Below are 20,557 nucleotides of genomic sequence, written 5' to 3' on the forward strand. Positions count from 1 at the left end.
GCTCCTTAAAAGGTCCGTGGATTACTCGTCAGCGTTATCGCTGTTGTCGCTGTCGCTATCGCTGTCATCGCCATCGGCGCTGCCATCGTGCTCAGGACGTTCGCGACGCTCACGGCGCTCACTGCGGTTTTCTTCAGCCTTGAGCATCTCGGACTGGCCGGTAACGGCTTCGTCGCGACGGATGACCAGGTTACGGATCACAGCATCGTTGTAGCGGAAGTTGTCTTCCAGCTCGGCCAGGGCCTTGCCGGTGCACTCAACGTTCAGCATCACGTAGTGAGCCTTGTGAACATTGTTGATTGCGTAGGCCAGTTGACGACGGCCCCAGTCTTCCAGACGGTGGATTTTGCCGCCGTCTTCTTCGATCAGCTTGGTGTAACGCTCAACCATGCCGCCGACTTGCTCGCTCTGGTCAGGGTGGACCAGAAAGATGATTTCGTAATGACGCATGAATGCTCCTTACGGGTTGTAGCCTGCCGCTCAAAAACGGTCAGACAAGGAGTGAATGACACTTATGGACTTGCTGGCGCGGGGCACATGCATGCCTGCCGCCACAGCAAGGGGCGCAATTGTAGAGAAGGGACTGAAGAGGTGCAAGGCAATTGGTGATTATTTGAACAGTCACCATTGCGGGTCACACCACAAAGCACTGCGGGAGCGAGCCTGCTCGCGATTGGGGGAAACACTCAACAATGATGCTGAATGTAACTCCGCTTTCGCGAGCACGCCCGCTCCCACATTTGAATCGCCGCATGGCTCAAGGCTTTTTGGCAGCCGCCCTGGCCTTGGCACCGCGCTGGCGCTGGGCCTCGAACAGGCACACGCCTGTCGCCACGGAAACGTTGAGACTGCTGACGCTACCGGCCATCGGCAGGTGCACCAGGTAATCGCAATGCTCGCGGGTCAGGCGACGCATGCCTTTGCCTTCGGCCCCCATGATCAGGATGGTCGGGCCGGTCAGGTCCTGGTCATAGATGCTGACCTCGGCCTCACCCGCCGTGCCGACAATCCACAACCCGCGTTGCTGGAGTTTTTCCAGGGTGCGCGCAAGGTTGGTGACGGCCACCAGCGGAATCACTTCCGCCGCGCCGCAGGCCACTTTACGCACGACAGGCGTCAGAGTGGCCGACTTGTCCTTCGGCACGATGACCGCCAAAGCACCGGCTGCGTCCGCCGAACGCAGGCACGCGCCGAGGTTGTGCGGGTCGGTCACGCCGTCGAGCACCAGCAACAGCGGCGCGCCCTCGGTGCGATCTAGCAGTTCGTCGAGCATCGCCTCGCCCCAGACCTGGCTCGGGCTAACGTCCGCCACCACGCCCTGGTGCACGCCCTCGACCCAGGCATCCATTTCGCGGCGCTCGGCCTGACCGATCTGAACCCGGTTTTCGTTGGCCAGTTCAATGAGCGTCTGCACTCGCGGATCGTTACGGCTTTCGGCCAGCCAGATCTGCTTGACGCGCTTAGGGTGGTGACGCAGCAACGCTTCTACCGCGTGAACGCCGTAGATTTTTTCCAACTGACTCATGACTTCGCCTTCGGTTTACGTGCCCCGCCGCTTTTGGCTGGAGCGGAACCCGCTTTCGGCGGGCCCTTGCGGTGTTTGCTCGGCTTGGCTGGCTTGCCGCCGGAGGCCTTGTCAGGCGCCGACCGTCCGGTCTTTCCCCCGGACGCCGCTTTACCACCGCTCTTGGCGTCGGCCAGCAAGGCCTTTTTCAATTCACGGCTTTTGCGCAGCTCGGCGTTTTTCGCCACGGCATCGCTCGGACGATAGGCCTCGACAGCTTTTTCCTTGGCCGGACGACGGCTGGCGGTTTTTGCCGGAGCTTTTTCTTCCACAGCCTTGGCCGCCGGAGCGGTCGCCTCGGCGCCACGCTTCTTGCGGCCGATCGGCGCGCTGATGGTTTTTTCAGCCATTTCGAAGTCGATCTTGCGCTCGTCGAGATCGACGCGCATGACGCGCACTTCAACGGTATCGCCAAGACGGAAGCTGCGACCGGTGCGCTCGCCCGCCAAGCGGTGGTGCACAGGGTCGAAGTGGTAGTAGTCGCCCGGCAGTGCGGTGACGTGCACCAGACCTTCGACGTAGATATCGGTCAGTTCGACGAACAGACCAAAACCGGTCACGGCAGTGATCACGCCCGGGAACGATTCGCCCACGCGATCCTTCATGAACTCGCACTTGAGCCAGTTCACCACATCGCGGGTCGCTTCGTCGGCACGGCGCTCGCTCATCGAGCACTGCTCGCCGAGCTGCTCCAGCGCTGCTTCGTCGTACGGATAGATGCGCGCCTTCGGAATGGTCATCGCGCCGGCACGACGAACGTGCGGGGTGTCCTGTTTCGAATGGATCACGCTGCGGATCGCCCGGTGCGTGAGCAGGTCCGGGTAACGACGGATCGGCGAGGTGAAGTGGGTATAGGCTTCGTAATTCAGGCCGAAGTGGCCTTCGTTCTGGGCGCTGTACACCGCCTGGCTCAGGGAGCGCAGCATCACGGTCTGGATCAGGTGGAAATCCGGACGGTCCTTGATGCTGGCCAACAGGGCCTGATAATCCTTCGGCGACGGGCCATCCTTGCCTTTGTGCAAGGACAGACCGAGCTCACCCAGGAACGCACGCAGTTTTTCCAGACGCTCCGGTGGCGGGCCGTCGTGGACGCGGTACAGCGCAGGGATCTCGTGCTTCTTCAGGAATTCGGCGGTGGCCACGTTGGCCGCCAGCATGCATTCCTCAATCAGCTTGTGCGCGTCGTTGCGGGTGGTCGGACGGATTTCGGCAATCTTGCGCTCGGAACCGAAGATGATCCGGGTTTCCTGCGTTTCGAAATCGATCGCGCCACGCACGTGACGGGCAGCCAGCAATACCTTGTACAGCGCGTAGAGCTGCTTCAGATGCGGCAAGACGTCGGTGTATTCACCACGAAGTTTGCGACCTTCGGCGGCCTTCGGCGTTTCCAGCATCGCACTGACCTTGTTGTAGGTCAGACGGGCGTGAGAGTGAATCACCGCTTCATAGAAGCAATAGTCGGTCATTTCGCCGGACTTGGAGATGGTCATCTCGCAAACCATGGCCAGACGGTCGACGTGGGGGTTCAGCGAGCACAGACCGTTGGACAGCTGCTCCGGCAGCATCGGCACCACGCGCTCGGGGAAGTACACCGAGTTGCCACGGACCTGGGCTTCGTTGTCCAGAGCCGAACCGATCTTCACGTAGCTGGAAACGTCGGCAATCGCCACGTACAACTTCCAGCCGCCGGAGAACAGGCGCAGCTTGCCGGGCTTGGCTTCGCAATAGACCGCATCGTCGAAGTCGCGGGCATCTTCGCCGTCGATGGTGACAAACGGCAGATGGCGCAGGTCGACGCGCTTCTCTTTGTCTTTCTCTTCGACTTCCGGCTTGAGCTTGCCGGCTTCCTTCAGAACGGCTTCAGGCCAGACGTGCGGAATGTCGTAGGTGCGCAGGGCGACATCGATTTCCATGCCCGGCGCCATGTAGTTGCCGACGACTTCGATCACATCGCCCTGCGGCTGGAAGCGCGGAGTCGGCCAGTGGGTGATTTTCACCTCGACGAACTGACCGATCTGGGCGTTGGCGTTGCGGCCCGGCGTCACCAGCACTTCCTGCTGGATCTTCGGGTTGTCCGCGACGACGAAACCGATACCGCCCTCTTCGAAGTAACGGCCGACGATGCTTTCGTGGGCACGGGACACCACTTCGACGATCACGCCTTCGCGACGACCACGACGGTCCAGCCCGGAAACACGGGCCAGGGCACGGTCGCCGTCGAACACCAGACGCATTTGCGCCGGGCTCATGAACAAATCGTCGGAGCCGTCATCCGGCACCAGGAAGCCGAAGCCGTCGCGGTGACCGCTGATGCGGCCGAGGATCAGGTCGAGCTTGTCCACCGGCGCATACGTGCCACGGCGGGTGTAGATCAGTTGAGCGTCGCGCTCCATGGCGCGCAGGCGGCGGCGCAGGGCTTCAATCTGGTCTTCCGTGGTCAGACCAAACTCTTCGACCAGTTGCTCGCGGGCAGCAGGCGAACCCCGATCAGCAAGGTGCTGAAGGATCAGTTCGCGGCTGGGAATAGGGTTTTCATATTTTTCCGCTTCACGAGCGGCCTCGGGATCGAGGGACTGCCAATCGGCCATTAGAGAGTTTTCACCTTGTCTATATGCGGGTTAGTTTGGCATAGGCGCCATCAAACGGGAAATTTCCGACTATATAAGGCGCGTCTGGAGCCTTGTATCGACGCCTGAAGGGCGTTTTGAACACCGCTGGTAAAAAAAACCATTTTTTTTGCTGGCAGGGGTTTACAGTTAAAAACACGCTCCGTATAGTGCGCGCCATCGACGACGTACACACGTTGACGAGATGCCCAGGTGGTGAAATTGGTAGACACGCCAGCTTCAGGTGCTGGTGACCTTACGGTCGTGGAAGTTCGAGTCTTCTCCTGGGCACCAATTTCGAGTTTGAGACTAGATCAGTTTCAAGACTCACACAAAACCCGCGAAAGCGGGTTTTTGCATTCTGCGCCCGGGATTTTTCTGAAAATGATTTATTAAAATCAAATCAGGGGTTTACAGATCAAAAGGCGCTCCGTATAGTGCGCCACATCAACGGCGGCAACGCTGAAGATGAAGCCCAGATGGTGAAATTGGTAGACACGCCAGCTTCAGGTGCTGGTGACCTTACGGTCGTGGAAGTTCGAGTCTTCTTCTGGGCACCAATTCAAATTCAAGGTCACGATCTTGAATTTCACAAAAACCCGCGAAAGCGGTTTTTTGCGTTTCCGGGGTCTGGAAAAGATGAATCCAAACGTCTCCCAAACCTACCCTTTGCCCACAAGGCGCACTTGAGAAACAATATCGTTTATCATTGTTGCAAGTTTTTGCAATGCGACAGTGAGGAACCCTGCGAATGATGTTTCGAAATACCCTGCGCCGCGGCTTGACCTTCACCCTGCTCAGCCTGGCACTCGCCACTCCCCTCACCCAGGCTGCCGACGCGGTTTCCCTGACTCTCTATAACGGTCAGCACAAGGAGGTCGGCGACGCCATCGCCAAAGCCTTCGAAGCCAAGACCGGCATTCACGTCAATGTACGCAAGGGCAGCAGCAATCAGCTGGCCAGCCAGATCATCGAAGAAGGCGACCGCTCTCCCGCGGACGTCATCTACACCGAAGAATCCCCACCGCTGAACAACCTCGGCGAACTCGGCCTGCTGGCCAAGACCGACGACGCGACCCTGGCCGTTCTGCCGAAAGAATACGTCGCCGGCAACGGCACCTGGATCGGCGTCACCGCCCGGGTTCGCGTAGTGGCCTTCAACCCGAAACTGGTCGATGAAAAAGACCTGCCAAAATCAGTGCTGGATTTCGCCGACCCGCAGTGGCAAGGCAAGGTCGGTTTCGTACCGACCAGCGGCGCGTTCCAGGAACAGGCAGTCGCCATCATCAAGAAACACGGTCGCGACGCCGCCGAAGAATGGCTGACCGGACTGCGCGCCTTCGGCAAGACCTACAGCAACAACATGGTCGCCCTCAAGGCTGTGGAAAACGGCGAAGTCGCCACCGTACTGGTGAACAACTATTACTGGTTCGCCCTGCAGCGGGAAAAAGGTCAGCTTGATTCGAAACTGCATTACTTCACCGGCGGCGACGTTGGCGGCCTGATCACCGTGTCGAGTGCAGCCGTGCTGAAATCCAGCAAACATCCAAAAGAAGCCCAGCAGTTCCTCGCCTACATGGCCAGCGAAGAAGGCCAGCGCGTCATCACCCAGACCACTGCCGAATACCCGCTGCATAAAGGCATGGAGTCGGATCGCGGTCTCAAGCCGTTCAACGAACTGGAAGCACCGGATGTCACGCCCGCCGATCTCGGCAATGCCGAAGAAGCGCTGGAGCTGGAACGCGAAGTTGGCCTGAACTGATGACCACATCGTTATCCGCCCCCGCCACGCGCGGGGGTTACGTGCCACGGCGCAAGCGGCCGTCGATCTGGCTGGTGCTGCCGGTGTTGCTGCTGGTGGTCATGAGCCTGCTGCCGCTGGCCTACGTCGGCCTCAAAGCCTGGCAAGCGGGCTGGACCGAAGCGCTGCACTTGCTGTGGCGCCCGTACGTATTCGGCCTGCTGCGCAATACACTGGCGCTGATGGTTGGCGTGACGGTGACTTGTGGCGTGATCGGCCTGTCGCTGGCCTGGTTACTGGAGCGCAGCAACCTGCCGGGCCGGCGGCTGTGGGGCGTGATTCTTTGCCTGCCGTTCGCGGTGCCGGCGTTTGTCAGCAGCTTTACCTGGGTTTCGCTCAGCGCGCAGTTCGAAGGACTCGGCGGGGCGATCCTGGTGATGAGCCTGTCGAAGTACCCGCTGATCTTTCTGCCGGTAGCCGCCACGCTGCGCAATCTTGATCCCTCCCTTGAGGAATCGGCACGGACGCTGGGCCAGAATCGCTTGGGCGTTTTTTTCCGTGTCACCCTGCCCCTCCTCTGGCCTTCACTGCTGGCTGGTTCGCTACTCATTGCATTGCACATGCTGGTGGAGTTCGGCGCACTGTCGATCATTGGCCTGCAAACCTTCACCACCGCGATCTATCAGCAATTCGAACTGGAATTCAGCAATGCCAACGCAGCGATGCTGTCGGCGGTTTTGCTGGTGCTGTGCCTGATGCTGTTGTGGCTGGAGCTGCGCGTGCGTGGCAAGGGCCGCCATGTGCGTACCGGCCAGGGCGCGGCGCGTCGGGCTGAACAAGTGCGACTTGGGCCGTGGGCGATCGCAGGCCAGTTGTATTGCCTGATGCTGGCGGTTGTCGGCAGCGGGATTCCGCTGGGCATGCTGGCTTACTGGCTCGCCGTGGGATCATCAGCGGCCTTTCCGGTGGCCGCAATCACTGAAGCCTTGCTGTCTTCACTGGCGCTATCGCTGGGTGGCGCGGGATTGTGTCTGGTGCTGGCGGTACCGGTCGGATTGCTGGTAGTGCGCTACAAAGGCCAACTGGCGATCTGGGCCGAACGCCTGCCCTATCTGCTGCACGCCCTGCCGGGACTGGTGATTGCCCTGACGCTGGTGTATTTCGCCCTGCATTACGTGCCGGTGCTGTACCAGACCTCCGCGCTACTGCTGATCGCCTATGCGCTGCTGTTTCTGCCGCTGGCTCAGGCACCGATCCGCACGGCGCTGAACAAGGCCGCACCGCAACTCGAAGAAGCCGCCCGTACGCTGGGCGCATCGTCGTTCACGGCGTTCTGCCGAGTGACCCTGCCAATCATCTTCCCGGCCCTGGGCGCCGCCTTTGCGCTGGTGTTTCTGGATGCCATGAAGGAGCTGACGGCGACGTTGCTGCTGAGTCCGACGGGGCTCAACACCTTGGCGACGGAAGTCTGGGCGCACACCGCTAATGTCGAGTTTGCAGCGGCAGCGCCTTATGCGGCGTTGTTGATTGTGGTATCGGGATTGCCCGTTTACCTGCTGACGACCCGGATGTATTTGAGCCGATAAAAAGATCGCAGCCGAGGCTGCGATCTTTTTTGCCTGTCACATCAAGCCCGAAACTGGCCCAGACTGGCCTTGAGTTGCGCCGCCAGACCATCAAGCACCTTGCCGCTGGCCGTGGTTTCGACCACCGCCTGAGCGGCTTTCTCGGCCTGGGCATGAATCGTCTCGACCCGCCCACGCACTGCCTGCGCGCCCTGCGCCTGATGCGCCGCAGCCTGAGTCGCCAGCCCGATCGCCGCATGCACCTGCTCGACCGACGCCTGAACCGACTGCTGCAACCGCGCGCTGTCTCGCAGCACCAGCAAGCCTTCGCTGGCCTGACGCCCGGCCTGGCCGATCGCTTCCACCGCTTCACGGGCCCCCTGCTGCAAAGCCACAATGTGCGCCTGAATGTCGCCGGTGGAACTTTGGGTCTTGCTCGCCAACGCGCGGACTTCATCCGCCACCACCGCAAACCCGCGACCGGTCTCGCCCGCCCGGGCCGCCTCAATGGCCGCGTTGAGCGCCAGCAGGTTGGTCTGCTCGGCGATACCGTGAATCACGGTCAGCACCACTTCGATCTGTTCACTCTGCTGCGCTAGCCGTTCGATGACTTTCGCCCCGGTATCGACCTGTCCCGCCAACGCCTCGATAAGGCTGCCGACCTTCGCCGAAGTGCGAGTGTTCTCGTCGGTGGCCTGCCGAATATCCACCACCTGTTTCAACGCGGCCTGCATCGCATGGCTTTCCGACTGTGCTTCGTCGGCCATTTGCGACAGTGCCCGCAGACTTTCAGCCACTTCATCACGCTGCATCCCGGCCGCCGCATCGGCACCGGCGTTGCGCAGAGTCATGGCACCGATTTCCACACCGGTACGCTGAGCCACATCCCCGGCCTCACGCACGATTGGCTGCAACTTATCCACAAAGCGGTTGACCGCCGAAGCCATGTCGCCGATTTCGTCCTTGCTATTGATCTGCACACGCTTGGTCAGATCGCCCTCGCCTGCTGCCAGATCATCCATCGCCGCATTGAGCATTTTCAGGCGTTTGACCACTCGATGACCAAGCACGACCGCCAGCAGCAACAACACGCCGGCACCGACCAGCGCCAGGCCCATGCCGATGCGCCAGCGCAGGGTGGCTGCAGCATCCTGCACGGTACTGGTGGTGTTGGCCTTCATTTCGGCAGCCGTGGACTGCGCCGATTGCAAGCGCGCACGCATGGCGGTGGCACTGTCGGCCGCAGCGCCCTTGAGGCTGTCGCCGACCAGTTGATCGCTGCTGGCAATCAACGCCGTGAAGCGCTGATCGAGTGCCGCCAGATCGGCTTCCACCGAAGCAGTCGAGACGCCCATCAACACCTTGCCGATCTCCACGCCATTGGGGTTGATCGAGGCTTCCAGGTAGTAGACCGACGGATCGTTCTTCGCCGCATCCAGCACTTTATCCAGTGCCCGCTCACCCTGGCCCTTTTCCAAAAGGGCCTTGTTGATCGGGTTTTCACGGTTGAGGTAGCGGGTCAGATGCTGGCCGGTGGCGTCGTCATACACCACGAACAGCACGTTGGGATTGCGCTGGGCCCGGCGGGCGAATTCGGACAGGGTCGGCACGTCGCTGTCCCACATGGCGCGAGGCGCCACCGAGGCCAGCAACTGAGCCATGTCATTGGCCGAATCCTTCAGGTCTTTTTCCAGCATCGCACGCAACTGCGCCTGCTCGTCCTTCAGACGCGAGGAAAGACCGGCGGTCAGGCGCTGACGGGTATTTGAGGACAGGTTGTCCAGGCTCGATGTGACTTCGCGCCCGGCCTGCTCCAGCTCACCGGACAATTTCTGGCTGTCGGCGCCCAGGCGGGTGCCGAGATCGGCTTCCAGCGCAGTCACGGTGCTCCGCGTCAGGGCAACGGCCACCAGCACTTGCACCAAAAGGGCGATACCAAGGGTAACGAACACGGGCCGCAACAGACGGCTTTGTAACAGTGAGAGAACGGCTGACACTTTGAATCCCTCTACTTCTGACGCCATTAATTTGATGGCACTCTTGTAGACAGAATCACAGCAAAGGTCATGCCGTCCAACAGGCATAAACGACAAAGGCCCCGATGAAGGGGCCTTTGTGTTTTTACATCAACGACTTATCAAGCGAACGGATGACGCAGAACGATGGTTTCGTTGCGGTCCGGGCCCGTCGAAATAATGTCGATCGGCGCGCCGACCAGCTCTTCGATGCGCTTGATGTAGTTGCGTGCAGCCTGTGGCAGCTCTTCCAGGGTCTTGGCACCCAGGGTCGATTCGCTCCAGCCCGGCATCTGCTCGTACACCGGCTCCAGGCCAATGTAGCTGTCAGCATCGGTCGGTGCATCGATCATGGCGCCATCAGCGTTCTTGTAACCCACGCAGATGTTGATGGTTTCCAGACCGTCCAGCACGTCCAGCTTGGTCAGGCACAGGCCCGAGATGCTGTTGACGTCGATGGCGCGACGCAGAATGTTGGCATCGAACCAGCCGCAACGACGGGCGCGACCGGTGGTGGCGCCGAACTCATGACCACGCTTGGCGAGGAACGCACCAACATCGTCGAACAGTTCGGTCGGGAACGGACCCGAACCGACGCGCGTGGTATAGGCCTTGGTAATACCGAGGATGTAGTCGATGAACATCGGGCCGACACCCGAACCGGTCGCGATCCCGCCGGCAGTGGTGTTGGAGCTGGTCACGTACGGGTAAGTACCGTGGTCGATGTCCAGCAGCGAACCCTGAGCGCCTTCGAACATGATGTCCTTGCCGGCGCGACGCAGGTCGTGCAGCTCGGCGGTGACGTCGAGCATCATCGGCTTGAGCAGTTCGGCGTATTCCATGCACTCGTCCAGTGTCTTCTGGAAGTCGATGGCCGGCTCTTTGTAGTAATTGACCAGTACGAAGTTGTGGTAATCCAGCAACTCGCCCAGCTTGGCGGCGAAACGCTCACGGTGGAACAGGTCACCGATGCGCAGGCCGCGACGTGCAACCTTGTCTTCGTACGCCGGGCCGATGCCGCGACCGGTGGTGCCGATCTTCATCTCGCCACGGGCCTTTTCACGAGCCTGGTCCAGTGCCACGTGGTAGGACAGGATCAGCGGGCAGGATGGGCTGATGCGCAGGCGCTCGCGAACCGGTACGCCCTTCTCTTCCAGCTTGGTGATTTCCCGCAGCAGGGCGTCAGGTGCAACCACCACGCCGTTGCCGATCAGGCACTGCACGCCTTCGCGCAGCACGCCCGACGGGATCAGGTGCAGGACGGTTTTCTCACCGTCGATCACCAGGGTGTGGCCAGCGTTGTGGCCACCCTGGTAGCGCACTACGGCGGCAGCATGTTCGGTCAGCAGATCAACGATCTTGCCTTTGCCCTCATCACCCCATTGGGTGCCCAGGACTACGACATTCTTACCCATAACACTTGTCCTCATTCGCGCAAACTTGGTGCCGGCGGTGGCCGGCAGGAAAACTCAGGAAGCCAGTGGCGATACTTGCCAAAGCCCGTTCTGCTGGATCAATTGCCGGTCGCAGTCCGCATCACGGGCGGCGGCCAAAGGTTGTCCAGGCAATGCCTGAACGACACGCTGACCCTCACTGCGCAACTGGCAAACCTGCTGCCAGAGTGCCGCATCCGTACTGTCAGGCATCCAGATACCGCCAGACGGTAGCTCGATCTCAGCACGCCCCAGGGTCACCAGGGTTTTCAAATCGGTGGAGAAGCCGGTGGCCGGACGGGCGCGACCGAAGTCGGCGCCGATGTCGTCGTAGCGACCGCCCTGAGCGATGGACTGGCCAACACCCGGCACGAACACCGCGAACACCACACCGGTGTGGTAGTGATAACCGCGCAGCTCGCCCAGGTCGAAGTACAGCGGCAATTCCGGGAAGCGCACCGACAGGCGCTCGGCGATCGCCAGCAAATCTTCCAGCGCCGCCAGTACTGGCGCCGGCGCATTGGCCAGACGCTCGCGGGCAGCGGTCAGTACTTCACGGCCGCCGCACAGATCGACCAGCGCACGCAACATGCCGGACAGATCGGCCGGCAGACCTTCGGTCAAGGTAATGACCTCGTCGATGGCCTTGCGTTGCAGTGCATCGAACAACTGCTGCTCGACTTCACCCGACAGACCGGCCGCCTGGGCCAGACCGCGGTAGATGCCGACATGCCCGAGGTCCATGTGCACGTCCGGCACGTCGGCCAGTTGCAGCATGGCCAGCATCAGGCTGATGACTTCGACATCGCTGCTCGGGCTGCCATCGCCGTACAACTCGGCGCCCAGCTGGATCGGGCTGCGCGAAGACGACAAGGCACGCGGCTGGGCATGCAGCACGCTGCCGGCGTAGCACAGACGGCTCGGGCCTTCGCGACGCAGGGTGTGCGCATCGATGCGCGCCACTTGCGGCGTGATGTCGGCACGGAAACCCATCTGCCGGCCCGATTGCGGGTCGATGACCTTGAATGTACGCAGATCCAGGTCCTGGCCCGCGCCGGTCAGCAGGGATTCCAGGTACTCGATATGGGGAGTCACGACAAACTCGTAACCCCAGCTCTGGAACAGATCCAACACCTGACGACGCGCGACTTCAATGCGCGCCGCTTCCGGTGGCAGTACTTCTTCGATGCCATCTGGCAGCAGCCAGCGGTCTACCGTTGCCATTACGCCATTCCCCTTAGATCCGGGCGGCCAGCCCGAGGGCGAGCCTTGAGTGAAGCAGAAAATGACCGGCCCGTTCAAAACGCACGCGCATGAACGACGCGGCGAAAGGCCTGTTACCGGCTTCGCCCATCACTTTCCTCGAAAAACTGTCGGGCCATTCAACCCGATCTTCTGCAACAAAAACAGCAATCAAACGTGCAGACGCAAAAAAGCCGGGAATTTCCCGGCTGCCGCATCATACACACGTTTTCCCAAAGGATCACCCCGCCCGAGGTTTTAGCCGCCGGGCGGAGTAATTCAGGTCAACGTCGTATCAAGGCTTGGCCTTCTCCAGATACTTGAAGAAGTCGCTGCTTGGGTCGAGGACCATGACGTCGGATTTGTTCGCGAAGCTTTCACGGTAGGCACGCAGGCTACGGTAGAACGCGTAGAAATCCTGATCCTGACCGTAGGCCTTGGAGTAGATCGCAGCGGCCTGGGCGTCGCCGTCACCGCGAATCTCTTCGGATTCACGATAGGCTTCAGCCAGCAACACGCGGCGTTGACGATCGGCGTCGGCACGGATGCCCTCGGCCAGCTCGTTACCCTTGGCGCGGTGCTCGCGAGCTTCACGCTCACGCTCGGTGCTCATACGTTCGAACACGCTGCGGTTCACTTCTTTCGGCAGATCGATGGCCTTGACCCGGACATCGACGACTTCGATACCCAGCTCTTTTTCCGCCATCTTGTTCAGCGACGCCGTGATGTCAGCCATCAGCGCATCGCGCTCACCCGACACCACTTCGTGCAGGGTGCGCTTACCGAACTGGTCACGCAGGCCCGATTCCAGACGACGGGAAAGACGCTCGTCGGCAATCTGCTTGAGGCCGGACGTTGCGGTGTAGAAGCGCTCGGCATCTTTCACGCGCCACTTGGCGTAGGCATCGACCATCACGGCTTTCTTTTCCAGCGTCAGGAAGCGCTGCGTCGGCGCATCCAGCGTCATCAGACGTGCGTCGAATTTACGCACCTGGTTAACGTATGGAACCTTCACATGCAGACCCGGCTGGACGTCAGCCTGAACCACGCGACCGAATTGCAGCAACACCGCGCGCTCGGTCTGAGCGACGATGTAGAAGCAGTTCCAGCCAATCAGTACCACGACAACGCCAACGATCAGGGCGATCAGCGATTTATTGCTCATCAGCGGGTCTCCCTTGTACGCGACTGCGGCAGGTCAGTGACATGCGGCGTGACGTCCGTGTTGTTGCTGGCGGCAGCCGAACCGGTGACCGGCGCATTGCTGCCCGAACTGTTCTGAATCATCTTGTCCAGCGGCAGGTAAAGCAGATTGCTCTGGCCGTTCTTGTTGCCGGTCACGAGTACCTTGCTGGTGCTGCTGAAGACTTCCTGCATGGTGTCCAGGTACAGACGCTGGCGAGTAACCTCGGGCGCCTTGCGATACTCGGCAACCAGCTTGGTGAAGCGATCCGCCTCACCCTTGGCGCGCGAGACCGTTTCGTCACGGTAACCGTTGGCATCTTCGAGGATGCGCTGGGCCTGACCACGAGCTTCCGGCACCACGCCGTTGGCGTAGGTTTCAGCCTGGTTGCGCGAACGCTGTTCGTCTTCACGGGCGCGGATCACGTCATCGAAGGCTTCCTGCACTTCACGCGGTGCCGCTGCGCTCTGTACGTTGACCTGGGTGACCGTGATACCGGTGCGATAGGTATCGAGGAAACGTTGCAGACGCTCCTTGATCTCGCTGGCCATCAACTCACGACCTTCGGTCAGCACCTGATCCATCGCGGTGGAACCCACCACATGGCGCAGCGCACTGTCGGTCGCATGTTGCAGGCTGATTTCCGGCTGGTCGACGTTCAGCACGAAGTCCTGCAGGTTGCTGATCTTGTACTGCACGGTCAGCGGCACTTCGACGATGTTCTCGTCTTCGGTCAGCATCTGGCCCTGCTTGGTGTAGGCACGCTCACGCGTGACGTTCTCCATGTACTTCTTGTCGATCGGCGGGAAATAGATGTTCAGGCCGGGACCGACAGTCTCGTAGTACTTGCCGAAGCGCAGCACCACGGCTTGCTCCTGCTCGTCCACGACGTACACCGCGCTGTACAGCCAGACCGCCGCCAGCACGACGAGGCCGATGCCGAGCAGGCCGCCGAAGCCGCCGCTCTTGCCCGAGCCGCCACCGTCATCACCGCGTTTTTTTCCACCACCGAACAACCCGTTCAGGCTTTCCTGCAGCTTTCGGAAGGCCTCGTCGAGATCCGGCGGCCCCTTGCGGTCGCCGTTGTTGCGACGCTTGCCACCCCAAGGATCCTGATTGTTCGAGTTGCCACCCGGCTCATTCCAAGCCATAGCGCTCTCCATCTGATAAAGCAAAGACGCACCCACGGCGCGCCGACCAATGCTACAGAATGCCTGCCGTTGCGGCACAACCGCTTTGCCAGGCTTTTATTGCAAAGTGTGTTGCTCGATGAACTCCGTCGGCACAACGCCTTCACGACTGACCAGTCGATTGAGCTCCGAGCGTGGCAATCGAACGGCCAGCAAGCTGACCCCTTCTTCGTCGTGTTCTTCTTTCTGCACCGCACCCAGTTCGAAGAACTGGGCACGCAGACGCGCGAACCGCTGAGGCAGGCGCAGGGTTCCCACGAACAGGTCACTGCCCAACAACTCGGCAATCGCCTGCTCGAGCAATTCCAGACCGGTGCCATCACGCGCCGACAGCCAGACCCGCTGAGGCTTGCCGTTTTCATCGCGCTGGATTTGTGGCTCAACGCCTTCAAGCAAATCGAGTTTGTTATAGACCTCGAGGATCGGCAAGTCCTGGGCACCGATCTCGCCCAGCACCACCATCACCTGCTCGATCTGCAACATGCGATCCGGTTCGGCCGCATCGATCACGTGCAACAGCAGGTCGGAATTGCTCGACTCTTCGAGCGTAGACCGAAATGCCTCGACCAGTTTGTGCGGCAAGTGGCGGATGAAACCCACGGTGTCGGCCAGAACAATCGGCCCCAGGTCATCCAGATCCAGACGGCGCAGGGTCGGGTCGAGCGTGGCGAACAGCTGGTCAGCCGCGTACACCTCGGACTTCGTCACGTTATTGAACAGTGTGGATTTACCGGCGTTGGTGTATCCCACCAGAGACACGGTTGGGATATCCGCACGCGAGCGGCCGCGACGCGACTGTTCGCGCTGGCTGCGCACTTTTTCCAGCCGCCCCTTGATCTGGCGCAGGCGAACCCGCAGCAGTCGCCGGTCGGTTTCGAGCTGGGTTTCACCCGGACCGCGCAGGCCGATACCGCCACCCTGACGCTCAAGGTGAGTCCAGCCGCGAACCAGCCGGGTGCTCATGTGGTCAAGCTGGGCCAGTTCTACCTGGAGCTTGCCCTCATGGGTACGGGCGCGTTGGGCGAAAATATCGAGAATCAGACCGGTACGGTCGATCACGCGACACTCGAAGACACGTTCGAGGTTACGTTCCTGACTGGGCGTAAGGGTGTGATTGAAGATGACCAGATCGGCTTCTTTGGCGTGAACCAGGTCGCGCAGTTCCTCGACCTTGCCGCTGCCAATCAGGTATTTGGCGGTTGGCCGATGACGCGGCACGTTAAAAAACGCAACGGTCTCGGCGCCAGCCGAATTTGCCAGTTCCTGAAACTCCTGCGGATCTTCGCGCGCCTCAGGGTCCTGTCCATCCAAGTGAACGAGGATGACTCGTTCACCACCACCGTGGCGCTCAAAGAACAAAGGAGACTCCTATCAGGCGTTACCTGGCTCAGCGTCACCTGCTTCGGATTCGGTTGCGCTTGGCAGACGAATTGGACGAACCGGCACGACTGTAGAGATAGCGTGTTTGTAAACCATCTGGCTGACGGTGTTCTTCAGCAGGATAACGAACTGGTCGAACGACTCGATCGTGCCTTGCAGTTTGATCCCGTTTACCAGGTAGATGGAAACCCCCACTTTCTCTTTACGTAAAGTATTCAAGTAAGGGTCTTGTAGCGAATGCCCTTTTGACATGTGCCGCACTCCTTTAAGGATTCAATATAAAAAATAGGTAAACAGATGGCTTTTGCCGCCACACCCCCAAGGATAGACGGCAATTGCAAGGACTCAGCTCAATATGGAGATCGTCCCAAGGTATTTCAAGGCGCGTGGCAGATTGTCGCAATCCAGACTGTCGAGCCAGTGCAAATCCTTCCAGCTGCGCAGCCAGGTGAACTGGCGTTTGGCCAATTGGCGCGTGGCGATGATGCCCCGCTCCTGCATCTCGGCCGACGTCAGCTTGCCATCCAGGTAGTCCCAGACCTGGCGGTAGCCTACCGCACGTATAGACGGCAACCCGGCATGCAGGTCACTTCTATTACGCAGGGCTACGACCTCGTCGATGAATCCCTGTTCCAGCATATTTGTGAATCTTTGTTTAATGCGCTCGTGCAGTATCTGACGATTAGTTGGAGCAATCGCCAGATTCGCGACAGTATAGGGCAATTGTTGCAATCCCGATGCGACCGCTTCGGTACTTTGTACAGATTGTTTCAGCCGCAGTTCAGTCATGCTCTGACCACTGACCCGGTAAACTTCCAGTGCACGACTCAGTCGTTGTGGATCGTTCGGATGGATACGTGCCGCAGACTCTGGATCGATGACCGCCAACTGATCGTGCAGGGCCTGCCAGCCAAGGCGTGCAGCCTCTTCTTCGATCTGCGCGCGAACTTCGGGATCGGCCGCCGGCATGTCCGCCAGACCTTCGATCAAAGCCTTGTAATAGAGCATCGTGCCGCCCACCAGCAGCGGAATTTTTCCGCGTGCGGTGATCTCGGCCATGGCCTCCAGCGCATCGCGACGGAAATCTGCGGCCGAATAGGCTTCGGCCGGGTCGAGAATGTCGATCAGCCGGTGGGGAAACTCGGCCAGCAATTCTTTGGACGGCTTGGCAGTGCCGATGTCCATGCCGCGATAGACCAGCGCCGAATCGACACTGATCAGCTCGCACGGGAGCACCTTGGTCAGCTCGATGGCCAGATCTGTCTTGCCCGCAGCGGTCGGGCCCATCAGGAAAATCGCTGGAGGAAGCTGGCTCATCAACGACCGCGCAGGAACAGTTTGTCCAGATCGTCCAGGCCCAGTTGGGTCCAGGTCGGTCGGCCATGGTTGCATTGACCGCTGCGCTCGGTGTTTTCCATGTCACGCAGCAGGCCGTTCATTTCCGGCAGGGCCAGGCGCCGGTTGGCGCGAATCGCACCGTGGCAGGCCATGGTGCCGAGCAGCTCATTCAGATGCGCCTGGATCCGGTCGCTGGTGCCGTATTCCATCAAGTCCGACAGTACATCGCCCACCAGTCGGTTGGCTTCGGCCTGCTTGAGCAGGGCCGGGATCTGCCGGATGGCCAGGGTTTCCGGGCCAAGGCGCTGCAATTCAAAACCGAGGCGCTGGAACCATGCCGCATGCTCTTCGGCGCAATCGGCCTCGCGCTGACTGACCGCCAGCGATTCCGGCACCAGCAGCGGCTGACCGCTCAGGCCTTCGCTGGCCATGGCAATCTTCAGGCGCTCATACATGATCCGCTCGTGAGCAGCGTGCATGTCCACCAAAACCAGGCCCTGAGCATTCTCGGACAGAATGTAGATGCCCTTGAGCTGGGCCAGCGCGTAGCCCAGCGGCGGAATGTCTTCCTGACCGGCCGGCAGCGCGTTGGCATTCGCCTCGGGCAGCGGCGCAAAAAACTCGCGATACGCAGCCTGGGCCTCAGCTACCGGCACGGTCGATTGCGGGCGCGGCGTGTATTGATACTGATAAGCGCCGCCCGCGCTGGCACCCGAAGCGGTGTTGAACGCTGGTTGCGCCTGCGGCTGCTCCAGCAACGCGTTGGCTGCCAGACGCATTTCGCCCTGCGGCCCGAATTCCCCGGCTTCAAGGCCGGTTGGCCGGACGATCGCAGTCGTGACCGAGCCGGCCAACTGATCTTCCGGTCGCACATCGCCGAGAGCACGGTGCAAGGTGCCATACAGGAAGTCATGCACCATGCGCCCGTCGCGGAAGCGCACTTCGTGTTTGGTCGGGTGCACGTTGACGTCGACCGCTGCCGGATCGACCTCGAAAAACAGCGCGAACGTCGGATGCCGGCCGTTGAACAGCACATCGCGATAAGCCTGACGCACCGCGTGTGCTACCAGTTTGTCGCGCACCGCACGGCCGTTGACGAAGAAATACTGCAAGTCCGCCTGACTGCGGTTGAAGGTTGGCAGACCGACCCAGCCCCACAAATGCAGACCATTGCGCTCGATCTCGATCGGCAACGCCTGCTCCAGGAAGCCCGAACCGCAGATCGCCGCCACACGCCGGGCGCGGGCCGCATCATCGTGGGCTTCATGCAGGCTGAGGATGGTCTTGCCGTTGTGACGCAAATGGAACGCCACGTCGAAACGCGCCAGCGCCAGACGCTTGATCACTTCCTGCAGGTGATCGAATTCGGTTTTTTCGGTTTTGAGGAATTTGCGCCGCGCCGGGGTGTTGAAGAACAGGTCACGGACTTCCACCGAGGTGCCGACCGGGTGGGCCGCAGGCTGCACGCGAGGCGCCATGTCACGGCCTTCGGTCTCGACCTGCCAGGCCTGATCGGCATCACGGGTGCGCGAGGTCAGCGTCAGACGCGCCACGGAACTGATCGACGCCAGCGCCTCGCCCCGGAAGCCCAGGCTCATCACCTGTTCGAGGTCTTCCAGATTGCGGATCTTGCTGGTGGCGTGACGGGCCAGAGCCAGCGGCAGGTCATCGGCAGAAATGCCGCTGCCGTCGTCGCGCACTCGCAGCAGTTTGACACCACCCTGTTCGACATCGACGTCGATGCGCCTGGCGCCGGAATCGAGGCTGTTTTCCAGCAACTCCTTGATCACCGAGGCCGGACGCTCGACCACTTCACCGGCGGCGATCTGGTTCGCCAGCCGCGGGCTGAGCAGTTCGATGCGGGCAGCGTTCAGGACCTGATTCATTCTTTGGACGCCAGTTCGGTGCCGGGAATGGTCAGGTGCTGACCGACTTTCAGATCATCGCTTTTCAGATTGTTGGCACTGCGCAGCGTGGCCGGCGAAATCTGGTAACGCACGGCAATCATCGCCACGGTTTCACCCGGGCCTACCCGGTGATCACGCGGTCCCTGAGCGATCTTGCCCGAATCACGCAGCCAGGCGATGTAACTGCCCGGTGGCGGATTCTGCTGGAAGAACTGGCGTACGCCACTGCTGATCGAGCGCGCCAGCGCCTGCTGGTGGCTCGCTGCCGAGAGCTTGTTCGCTTCGTTGGCGTTGGAGATGAAGCCGGTTTCCACCAGGATCGACGGGATGTCCGGAGATTTCAGCACCATGAACCCGGCCTGCTCCACACGCTGTTTGTGCAGCGGGGTGACCCGACCAATGTTGGTCAGGACTTTCTGGCCGACATTGAGGCTGGAGGTCAGCGAGGCGGTCATCGACAGGTCGAGCAGAACGCCGGCCAGCATCCGGTCCTTGTCATCAAGGCTGACGTTGCCGGCACCGCCGATCAGGTCGGAACGGTTTTCACTGTCGGCCAGCCAACGGGCGGTTTCCGAGGTGGCACCGCGGTCGGACAGGGCGAACACCGACGCCCCGAACGCGGCCGCAGACGGCGCAGCGTCGGCGTGGATCGAGACGAACAGGTCAGCACCTTTCTTGCGGGCGATTTCAGTACGGCCGCGCAGCGGGATGAAATAGTCGCCGGTACGGGTCAGTTCGGCACGGAAGCCTTTCATGCCGTTGACCTGACGCTGCAGCTCGCGGGCGATCTGCAGTACCACGTCCTTTTCGCGCTGACCGCGAGAACCCGATGCACCCGGGTCTTCACCACCGTGTCCGGCATCGATGACCACGATGATGTCGCGCTTGCCGGCCGGGGCGGGTGGCAGTTTGATCGCCGGCTCAGCCGGGGTGACGGGCACCGCCGGAACGGTCGCAACCGTTGGAGTAGACGAAGGCGCAGGCGGCGGGGCGGCGTCAGCCGGATTGTCGAACAGGTCGACCACCAGACGGTTGCCGTACTGCGCATTCGGCGCCAGCGAGAAGCTTTTCGGGGTGACGGCCTTCTTCAGGTCGATGACCACCCGCAGGTCGGTCGGCGTGCGCTGGGCCGAACGTATGGCGGTGATCGGTGTATTGGCGGTCTGCACATTCAACGGCGCGCCGAGGGTGGCGCCGTTGATGTCGATCACCAGGCGATCCGGCGCGGTCAGCGTGAAGACGCCGTGCTGCACCGGGCCTGTCAGGTCGAAGACCAGTCGCGTGTTGTCCGGCGCCCGCCACAGGCGCACGCTGTTGACCTTCGTGTCGGCCACAGCGTTGACGGTTACTGCCATCAACATCAGTCCAGCGGCAGCCACCAACGCGCGAAAGC

Annotated in this window: 15 protein-coding genes and 2 tRNA genes; 4 read left to right on the forward strand and 13 right to left on the reverse strand. The window is 61.0% G+C overall.

Annotation, left to right across the window (positions count from 1 at the left end; translation table 11 throughout):
• Positions 1 to 21 precede the first annotated feature (21 nt).
• From rpsF to rnr, 3 genes are all read right to left on the reverse strand, one after another.
• Positions 22 to 450, reverse strand: coding sequence for a 30S ribosomal protein S6 (rpsF, locus tag MKZ87_RS24745; RefSeq protein ID WP_007950702.1), 429 nt, complete (start codon positions 448 to 450; stop codon positions 22 to 24).
• Between the two features lie 307 nt (positions 451 to 757).
• A complete protein-coding gene (rlmB, locus tag MKZ87_RS24750) occupies positions 758 to 1,525 on the reverse strand; it encodes a 23S rRNA (guanosine(2251)-2'-O)-methyltransferase RlmB (RefSeq protein WP_085701305.1) in 768 nt (255 codons plus the stop codon).
• Entirely contained in the window at positions 1,522 to 4,152 is a 2,631-nt protein-coding gene (gene rnr, locus MKZ87_RS24755) for a ribonuclease R (RefSeq protein ID WP_085701306.1), read from the reverse strand. Before rnr ends, rlmB begins: the two co-directional genes overlap by 4 nt.
• A 225-nt stretch (positions 4,153 to 4,377) precedes the next feature.
• On the opposite strand from rnr, the gene MKZ87_RS24760 reads away from it, so the two are divergent.
• The 4 genes from MKZ87_RS24760 (at position 4,378) to MKZ87_RS24775 (ending at position 7,497) form a co-directional block, all read left to right on the forward strand.
• Positions 4,378 to 4,464 (forward strand) — tRNA-Leu (locus MKZ87_RS24760).
• 179 nt (positions 4,465 to 4,643) lie between these two features.
• A tRNA-Leu gene (locus MKZ87_RS24765) sits at positions 4,644 to 4,730 on the forward strand.
• Positions 4,731 to 4,921: 191 nt separating this feature from the next.
• A complete protein-coding gene (locus tag MKZ87_RS24770) occupies positions 4,922 to 5,932 on the forward strand; it encodes an extracellular solute-binding protein (RefSeq protein ID WP_085703405.1) in 1,011 nt (336 codons plus the stop codon).
• On the forward strand, positions 5,932 to 7,497 hold the full coding sequence (locus MKZ87_RS24775; protein WP_085701308.1) for an ABC transporter permease: 1,566 nt from the start codon (positions 5,932 to 5,934) through the stop codon (positions 7,495 to 7,497). The genes MKZ87_RS24770 and MKZ87_RS24775 overlap by 1 nt, the downstream gene beginning before the upstream one ends.
• A 41-nt stretch (positions 7,498 to 7,538) precedes the next feature.
• Here the strand turns inward: MKZ87_RS24775 and MKZ87_RS24780 are convergent, their stop codons facing one another.
• The 10 genes from MKZ87_RS24780 to MKZ87_RS24825 form a co-directional block, all read right to left on the reverse strand.
• Positions 7,539 to 9,473: a methyl-accepting chemotaxis protein gene (locus MKZ87_RS24780; RefSeq protein WP_266202097.1), complete on the reverse strand. Its 1,935-nt coding sequence runs from the start codon at positions 9,471 to 9,473 to the stop codon at positions 7,539 to 7,541.
• A 140-nt stretch (positions 9,474 to 9,613) separates the two neighbouring features.
• On the reverse strand, positions 9,614 to 10,906 hold the full coding sequence (locus MKZ87_RS24785) for an adenylosuccinate synthase (RefSeq protein ID WP_085701309.1): 1,293 nt from the start codon (positions 10,904 to 10,906) through the stop codon (positions 9,614 to 9,616).
• 54 nt (positions 10,907 to 10,960) lie between these two features.
• Positions 10,961 to 12,148, reverse strand: coding sequence for an ATP phosphoribosyltransferase regulatory subunit (locus MKZ87_RS24790; protein ID WP_266202098.1), 1,188 nt, complete (start codon positions 12,146 to 12,148; stop codon positions 10,961 to 10,963).
• A gap of 313 nt (positions 12,149 to 12,461) precedes the next feature.
• Positions 12,462 to 13,331 (reverse strand): protease modulator HflC, encoded by an 870-nt coding sequence (gene hflC / locus MKZ87_RS24795; RefSeq protein ID WP_085701310.1) that lies wholly within the window; start codon positions 13,329 to 13,331, stop codon positions 12,462 to 12,464.
• Entirely contained in the window at positions 13,331 to 14,500 is a 1,170-nt protein-coding gene (gene hflK, locus MKZ87_RS24800) for an FtsH protease activity modulator HflK (protein ID WP_085685164.1), read from the reverse strand. The genes hflC and hflK overlap by 1 nt, the downstream gene beginning before the upstream one ends.
• Before the next feature lie 96 nt (positions 14,501 to 14,596).
• A complete protein-coding gene (hflX, locus tag MKZ87_RS24805; RefSeq protein ID WP_085701311.1) occupies positions 14,597 to 15,898 on the reverse strand; it encodes a ribosome rescue GTPase HflX in 1,302 nt (433 codons plus the stop codon).
• Between the two features lie 12 nt (positions 15,899 to 15,910).
• A complete protein-coding gene (gene hfq / locus MKZ87_RS24810; RefSeq protein WP_007902656.1) occupies positions 15,911 to 16,171 on the reverse strand; it encodes an RNA chaperone Hfq in 261 nt (86 codons plus the stop codon).
• A 93-nt stretch (positions 16,172 to 16,264) separates the two neighbouring features.
• Complete coding sequence (miaA, locus tag MKZ87_RS24815) at positions 16,265 to 17,236, reverse strand: tRNA (adenosine(37)-N6)-dimethylallyltransferase MiaA (protein ID WP_085701312.1); 972 nt, start codon at positions 17,234 to 17,236, stop codon at positions 16,265 to 16,267.
• The gene (gene mutL / locus MKZ87_RS24820; RefSeq protein ID WP_227234263.1) at positions 17,236 to 19,143 is read right to left on the reverse strand and encodes a DNA mismatch repair endonuclease MutL; all 1,908 of its coding nucleotides are present in this window, start codon (positions 19,141 to 19,143) and stop codon (positions 17,236 to 17,238) included. The genes miaA and mutL overlap by 1 nt, the downstream gene beginning before the upstream one ends.
• A complete protein-coding gene (locus tag MKZ87_RS24825) occupies positions 19,140 to 20,525 on the reverse strand; it encodes an N-acetylmuramoyl-L-alanine amidase (protein ID WP_371917950.1) in 1,386 nt (461 codons plus the stop codon). Before MKZ87_RS24825 ends, mutL begins: the two co-directional genes overlap by 4 nt.
• Positions 20,526 to 20,557 lie beyond the last annotated feature (32 nt).

The sequence above is a fragment of the Pseudomonas sp. MCal1 genome (genome assembly GCF_026341415.1).
Classification (GTDB): domain Bacteria; phylum Pseudomonadota; class Gammaproteobacteria; order Pseudomonadales; family Pseudomonadaceae; genus Aquipseudomonas.

Bases quoted from the DNA above. Each gene is read 5' to 3' on its own strand.
- mutL (WP_227234263.1), bottom strand. From the start codon at position 19,143: ATGAATCAGGTCCTGAACGCTGCCCGCATCGAACTGCTCAGCCCGCGG.
- MKZ87_RS24790 (WP_266202098.1), bottom strand. From the start codon at position 12,148: ATGGCAACGGTAGACCGCTGGCTGCTGCCAGATGGCATCGAAGAAGTA.
- rnr (WP_085701306.1), bottom strand. From the start codon at position 4,152: ATGGCCGATTGGCAGTCCCTCGATCCCGAGGCCGCTCGTGAAGCGGAA.
- hflK (WP_085685164.1), bottom strand. From the start codon at position 14,500: ATGGCTTGGAATGAGCCGGGTGGCAACTCGAACAATCAGGATCCTTGG.
- MKZ87_RS24775 (WP_085701308.1), top strand. From the start codon at position 5,932: ATGACCACATCGTTATCCGCCCCCGCCACGCGCGGGGGTTACGTGCCA.
- MKZ87_RS24785 (WP_085701309.1), bottom strand. From the start codon at position 10,906: ATGGGTAAGAATGTCGTAGTCCTGGGCACCCAATGGGGTGATGAGGGC.
- miaA (WP_085701312.1), bottom strand. From the start codon at position 17,236: ATGAGCCAGCTTCCTCCAGCGATTTTCCTGATGGGCCCGACCGCTGCG.
- MKZ87_RS24770 (WP_085703405.1), top strand. From the start codon at position 4,922: ATGATGTTTCGAAATACCCTGCGCCGCGGCTTGACCTTCACCCTGCTC.
- hflC (WP_085701310.1), bottom strand. From the start codon at position 13,331: ATGAGCAATAAATCGCTGATCGCCCTGATCGTTGGCGTTGTCGTGGTA.
- rpsF (WP_007950702.1), bottom strand. From the start codon at position 450: ATGCGTCATTACGAAATCATCTTTCTGGTCCACCCTGACCAGAGCGAG.
- MKZ87_RS24825 (WP_371917950.1), bottom strand. From the start codon at position 20,525: ATGTTGATGGCAGTAACCGTCAACGCTGTGGCCGACACGAAGGTCAAC.
- rlmB (WP_085701305.1), bottom strand. From the start codon at position 1,525: ATGAGTCAGTTGGAAAAAATCTACGGCGTTCACGCGGTAGAAGCGTTG.
- hfq (WP_007902656.1), bottom strand. From the start codon at position 16,171: ATGTCAAAAGGGCATTCGCTACAAGACCCTTACTTGAATACTTTACGT.